This is a genomic window from Vibrio sp. 10N.222.55.C6 (assembly GCF_041473395.1).
Taxonomy (GTDB): Bacteria; Pseudomonadota; Gammaproteobacteria; order Enterobacterales; family Vibrionaceae; genus Vibrio; species Vibrio crassostreae_C.
Window position 1 is genome coordinate 1 of the sequence record NZ_JBFRSD010000990.1, and the last position, 302, is coordinate 302.

Genomic DNA, 302 nt, shown 5'->3' on the forward strand with positions numbered 1-302 from the left:
GAAGAGTCCATCGACTCATGATACAAGCGCGTCGCAGTATCTTCAGCGTACGTAGACAGCTCATCAAAGTGACTTAGCTGAACATCAATCAACTGTTCAATTTCCTGCTTTTGGAGGGAGATAGACTCATCGAGTTTAACGGTTTCTTTATGGGTAGATACTGAACCATTGGCTGAAAACGCATGTGAAGCGAGCAGTGATAAAGACTGTTTACTGCGGCGCAGCAAAGATGAATCTAGGTTGTCTAAATCTGCTACCGCTTGTTCGAATCGCTCTTTGCGACTTTGCAGGCGGCGCTCAAC

1 pseudogene is annotated in these 302 nt (G+C 46.0%); it reads right to left on the minus strand.

From position 1 onward, the window contains the following. Positions 1-302: pseudogene (locus AB4486_RS27205) on the minus strand (methyl-accepting chemotaxis protein); the annotation flags it as partial.